This is a genomic window from Chryseobacterium sp. AG844 (assembly GCF_003182335.1).
GTDB lineage: Bacteria > Bacteroidota > Bacteroidia > Flavobacteriales > Weeksellaceae > Chryseobacterium > Chryseobacterium cupriresistens.
Map to the genome: position 1 here is coordinate 69364 of NZ_QGTV01000021.1, position 6299 is coordinate 75662.

The 6299-nt window shown below is 36.1% G+C and carries 5 protein-coding genes; all 5 read left to right on the forward strand.

The genetic code is table 11. The features are described 5' to 3' along the window. Positions 1–80 precede the first annotated feature (80 nt). The 5 genes from pnuC (at position 81) to DEU40_RS18105 (ending at position 6084) form a co-directional block, all read left to right on the forward strand. Positions 81–752 (forward strand): nicotinamide riboside transporter PnuC, encoded by a 672-nt coding sequence (pnuC, locus tag DEU40_RS18085; RefSeq protein WP_110011137.1) that lies wholly within the window; start codon positions 81–83, stop codon positions 750–752. Positions 753–756: 4 nt separating this feature from the next. Next, positions 757–1428 (forward strand): hypothetical protein, encoded by a 672-nt coding sequence (locus DEU40_RS18090; protein WP_110011138.1) that lies wholly within the window; start codon positions 757–759, stop codon positions 1426–1428. Positions 1429–1517: 89 nt separating this feature from the next. Continuing rightward, positions 1518–2285: a diaminopimelate epimerase gene (gene dapF / locus DEU40_RS18095; protein ID WP_110011139.1), complete on the forward strand. Its 768-nt coding sequence runs from the start codon at positions 1518–1520 to the stop codon at positions 2283–2285. Positions 2286–2314: 29 nt separating this feature from the next. Next, positions 2315–3340, forward strand: a complete 1026-nt coding sequence (mltG, locus tag DEU40_RS18100; protein ID WP_110011140.1) for an endolytic transglycosylase MltG — start codon at positions 2315–2317, stop codon at positions 3338–3340. Positions 3341–3474: 134 nt separating this feature from the next. Further along, entirely contained in the window at positions 3475–6084 is a 2610-nt protein-coding gene (locus tag DEU40_RS18105; RefSeq protein ID WP_110011141.1) for a TonB-dependent receptor, read from the forward strand. The last annotated feature ends 215 nt before the right edge of the window (positions 6085–6299 follow it).

Here is a 6299-nt window from a genome sequence, read left to right on the forward strand (position 1 = left end):
GCCGGAAATTTTACCAGAACTTTATTATTAATAAATAACAGGAAACTTCTTAAAAGCAAAATTTCTTTATTTTTGATACTATGAATTTATATGATCTTTTCATAAAGCCTTATGAAGGTTATGATACTTTACAGATTATGCTGGAAACGTCGGGCGCCGTCCTTGGAACTCTGAGTGTTTATTTTTCGATTAAAAAAAATATCTGGGTATACCCTACCGGTATTGTTTCTACGCTGATCTATGTTTATATTCTTTTCAACTTCGGCTTACTCGGAGACTGCCTGATCAACGTTTATTATACTGTAATGAGTATCTACGGATGGATTTTATGGGCAAAAAATTCTGATGATCATATTCACGTCGATGTTAGCTGGGCCACCAGAAAGGAATGGATCTATGCCAGCATCCTTTTTATACTGAGCCTGGCACTTGTTACCCTTATCTATTATTATAAACCTTATATTGATCATCAGTTTTCGATGGAAGGAACCAGTTTTGGATTGTATCATCTGGATTGGGCCAACTGGATGGATGTTTTTACAACTTCAATATTTTTAGTGGGCATGTGGTTGATGGCCAAACAGCGCATTGAAAGCTGGATTTTCTGGATTATCGGAGATTTGATTTGCATCCCTATGATGATTTTTAAGGGACTTGGAATCACTTCGGTTCAATATTTGGTATTTACTATAATGGCGATCTTAGGATACGTCAATTGGAAAAAAAGTTTTAAAGAAAAAAAAGTACAATAAAGTCATGAAAAATTTATTTAAAATAGCATTCAGTATTTTTGCTATTACCAGTTTAACCTCTTGTTTAGCATATACCGACGGATACGGAAGCAACGGAAGCTATGGGTATGGAGATCCGTATTATAACAACGGGTATTACTATGCTCCGTCAGGATATTACGGAAGTGGCGGATATTGGGGTAATGATGGCTACTATTATAGAAACAATATTAATTATTACTATGATAATGGTATTCCTTATTACTATGATAGCTATAATAACTCCAGAAGAAAAGTATACGTAGAAAGAAGATCTTCTTCATCTTCGAGACCTGAAAACGGATTCCAGAATACGCGTACAACTAACAGTAACGGTTCATACAACAATAACGGAGGATTTAATAACAACAGAAACTCCAACAGCAACAGCGGATTCAGAAACCAGAATAATGGTAATCAAAACAATCAGGGTAACCAAAATAACAGCGGGTTCAGAAATTCCAATGGTAACAGCGGATTCAGAAACCAAAACAATGGTAATCAGAACAGCCAGAGAAACCAGAATAACAGCGGGTTCAGAAACTCCAATGGTAACAGCGGCAGATCAGAATCTTCCGGCGGTGGATTCAGGAATAGTTCAGGCAGCCAAAGCAGCAGTTCAAACAGACAGCAGAGCAGCGGAGGCGGCTTTAGATAAAACGATTATAAATAAGAAAACGAACAGCTAACACTGTTCGTTTTTTATTTTAAATATAGTAATTTTGCTTCTTCATTTAACAAAAAAATATGGAATTTTATAAATATCAGGGAACAGGGAATGATTTTGTAATGGTAGATAACCGGGATCTGCAGTTTACCAAAGATAAAGACAGTATTGAAAAATTATGCGACAGACGTTTCGGAATAGGTGCTGACGGTCTTATTCTTTTGGAAAACGATCCTCATTATGACTTCAGAATGGTGTACTACAATTCTGATGGCGGAGAAAGTACGATGTGTGGAAACGGAGGTAGATGCCTTGTCGCTTTTGCTTTTTTTCTTGACATCTTTGAAGACAAATGCAAATTCATTGCGACAGATGGTGAACATGAAGCTGAAATCCATAACGGAATCATTAAATTAAAAATGATTAATGTAGACACCGTTTCACAGGACGGAAATGACTTTGTTCTGAATACCGGATCTCCACACTACGTAAAATATGTAGACAATCTGAAAGATTACGACGTTTATGACGTAGGATATGGCATCAGAAATTCTGAAAAATATAAAGAAAAAGGAATCAATGTGAATTTTGTAGAAAAAATTTCAGATAATGAAATTTTTGTAAGAACCTATGAACGAGGCGTTGAGGACGAAACTTACAGTTGTGGAACAGGAGTTACAGCTTCCGCTTTAACTTTTCTGCAAAAACATAATCTAACCTCTGTAAAAGTTAAAACTTTAGGCGGAAACCTTAAGGTATATGCTGAAAAAAGTGGTGATGCATTCCAGAATATTTGGCTGGAAGGTCCTGCAAAGCAAGTTTTTAGAGGTAAAACAGATCTTCTTTAAAACAAAAAACTTTTAATCAACATTTAAGAATGAAAAAAGCTATTCTCATTATCATTCTGCTGGTTTTTGTAGTGGCAGGATTTTTTGGTTTGAGATTTTATAATAAATATTTAGGAAACAACGTAGAAAAAGATGGTTATGTTCTGATTCCTCATAGAGCAGGTTTTAAACAGATCCTGGATTCTATTGCTCCTTATATTAAAGACAGGGAATCTTTTGAAGCTGTGGCTAAAGAAAAAGGTCTTGATACCAATTTCAAAGCAGGACGTTATCACATCCAGAGCGGAACAGGCAATAAAAACCTTGTCAATATGATCAAAGCAGGTAACCAGACAGCCAACTCTTACAGAATCGGGGATTTTGGAGATATGTATCAGATGATTGGTAAGGTGACCAAAAAAACGGAAATTGATTCATTACATTTTGTGAATGATCTGGATGCCGTGGCACAGGAGAAAGGCTATAAAAATGTTGAAGATTTAAAAAAATATTTTTTCATCGATACGTATAATTTTTTCTGGACAGTAAGTCCGAGAGAATTTTTTGCGAAGTTCGAAAATCAGTATAATGATTTCTGGACGAGTGAAAGAAAGAACAAGGAGCAGCAGTCCGGTCTTACAAGAGATCAGATCTATGCTTTAGCTTCCATTGTTTATAAAGAATCAGGAGGGAAAAAGGATGAAATGAAAACCATTGCAGGATTATATTTAAACCGTTACAGAAAAGGAATGAAGCTTCAGTCCGATCCTACGGTAATCTATGCGATTAATAAACAGACCAATTTTAAAGAACCTATAAAAAGAGTATTATATAAGCATTTATCGACACCTTCACCTTATAACACTTATGCCAATGCAGGTATTCCTCCGGGCCCCATCTGTGTAGTGGATAAAAACTCAATAGATGCTGTTTTAAATGCTGAAAACAACAATTATATATTTATGTGTGCTGATCCGGCAAGATTCGGATACCACAAGTTTACGGCAAGTGCAGAAGAACATGCTGTAAATGCGAAGGCTTATCAGGATTGGCTTAACTCGAAAAATATAAAATAAGCTTAGAAAAAGCACCAGGAAACTTATACAGTTAGAAAACAACAAACAACCATAATGTTTTGGCTATCAAATTGATATGGATATTCAAAATATTAAGGGTTATTCTTTCACGATCTTATACAAAAAAATAACCTATGAAGAATAAGACAGAAATTGTCACTATTTTCACCAGAAAAACTTTAGGACTTACATTAGTACTTTCAGCGGCAGCAATGGCTTTTGCACAGGAGAAGGCTGGAGTTTCGGGAATCATTGTCAACAAAAAAAATCAACCCGTTCCTTACGCTTCTGTAACTTTCAGCAATAAGACCAACAAAACTTTAAGTGATGCGGTGCTGACTGATGAAAAAGGACAGTATCAGCTGCAACTTATGCCCGGCGATTACGAAATTACAGTAGAAGCCATTGATTACAAAAAAAGTGTAGTCAGCAAAAATATTGCAACAGCAGGTAACATCGGTGCATTATCTATTGAAGCAGAGCCCTCTTCTACGGTTGATGGCAAAACAAAAGAAATTCAGGGTGTTGTTATTACTGCTTCAGCAGCCAAAGCTTATAAAGTAGAGCTTGACAAGAAAACATATGATCCTTCACAGGACATTGTGAGCAAAGGAGGAAATCTTCAGGATGTTTTAACCAATGTTCCTTCAGTGTCTGTAGATACGGACGGAACAGTTTCTATGAGAGGAAGTACCAATGTGAAATTTCTGATCAATGGAAAGCCTTCTGCCCTTCTTGGAATAGATGACGGCGCTAATGCATTGCAGAGTATTCCGGCTGACCAGATTGAAAGAATTGAAGTAATTACCAATCCTTCTTCTAAATTTGAAGCAAGCGGAACATCCGGTATCCTGAATATCATCCTTAAAAAGAACAAAAAGGTAGGATTTAATGGTAGTGTGGTAGGGTCACTGGGATATTTTCCAAGAACATCCCTTAATACGAACCTTAGCTGGAGAAAAAACAACTGGACCTGGTTCCTGAATGGTGGCGGCGGTTACACGGAAAACAAGACGAAGAATAATTCGGAAACAACCTATCACAATCTCACATTTCCCAATGTGATTCCTTTCCAGCAGCCTAATGATGTTCTTGAACATCAATTGCAAAACTCCGAGAATAAAACGTATAATAAAAATTATAATGTAAGTGCAGGTTTTGTCTATGATTTATCTGATAAGACTTCAATCAATTTTACGGGATTGGTAAGAACATTTGAAGGAGACGGAAATGAACTTCTTGATACATATGACAGTTTTTACAGGTTTTTCAGAGATTCACCGGATGCAAGTACTACAGCAGGAAAATGGAATTTATTAAATCCGTATGGAAGGAGAGATTCTAAAAGCGTCTTCAATAACCTTGCTTTCCAAGGAGATCTGGGATTAGATCACAAATTTGATGATAACGGGCAAAATTTATCCGTATCATTAAGTCTGCAAAGAAACAGAAGTAACAATAATGCGGATATTCTGGAAATATACGACCTTCGTCCTGATGTACAGGATATTACCAGAAGATATTCACTAAGTAAAACAATCATTGGTAAAGCTGACTATGAGCTGCCAATAGGAGAACAATCCAAGCTTGAAGCAGGATACAGATTGGATGTGAATGATAATACTTACGATAATTTTGTAAGCAGTACTTCCAACAATCCTTTTATTCCAAGCTACAATAACAATACAGATTATAAAGAAGTATTCAATGCTTTCTATCTGCAATTTAAGAGTAAAATCGGTGAAAAATTTGCTTATCAGCTCGGTTTAAGAGATGAACTTTCCAATGTAAAGATCAATTACATCAATCAAAATCCTAATGATCCGCAATTAAATAAAACAAAAAACTACAACAATTTATTTCCAAGTGTATTCTTAAGCTATGACGTATCTAAAAATAATCAGATTTTGCTTAATTATTCCCGTAGAATAGACAGACCAAGGTCATTCTTTATGGTTCCTTTCCCGAATTACAGCAACAGCCAGAATATTTTTGAAGGAAACATAGACCTGAATCCATCGTACGTAGATTCATTTGAAGTAGGATATAATATTACCCGAAAAAAATTCACGGTTAATCCTACCCTATACTACAGACACGCCACTGATGATACCAAAATGCTGGTATACAGACCTGATGAAAGCCTGGGTGTATTTTATACAAAACCAATCAACTTAGGAAATGATGACCGTTATGGATTGGATCTGAACTTTACTTATGATCCATTTGCATGGTTGAAAATCATGGGAAGTCTGGATATGTTCGGATATAAAACAAGTGGAATTGCTTATTACGATGCCATTGATAAAAATAAGCTGCAGCAAACCCGCAATATGGATTTCACAGGAAACGGATTTTCTACCAGAGCACGTCTTAATACCACATTTAAGCTTGACAAAACTTTAAGTGTACAATTACAGGGATTCTATAGAGGAGCACAGAAAACGGCCAGCCAGAATACAGAGGATATGTATGCTCTGAATCTTGGTGCCTCCAAGACGATCTGGAAAGGAGATGGAACAATTTCCTTCAATATCCAGGATATATTCAATACAAGAAGCAGAGAAATATTCAGTTTCAATGATGATTATACACGAAGAAACTATATGCAGTGGCAGCCAAGACAGTTTGCTATTTCCTTAACTTACAGATTTAAGCAGGGAGAAAAAATCGAACAGCCTAAAAAGAAAAAGGATATCAATTCCAATGCAGCAGGTGATGACCAGCAAGGCGGCCCAATGTAATACAACAAAAATCCCGAAAGTAACTTTCGGGATTTTTTATTGTTTGTCTCGTCCTGAAAAAGGTTGACTAAAAAACCATAAAATTAGTCATCCTTATGAATCTAAAAAAAACATCGTCCCCTGTCCAAGAATACAGTGAGGCATTCAAACGACAAGTTGTCTCTGAATATGAACGGGGATTATATACAAAATCCCAATTGCAAACTCGATACAAT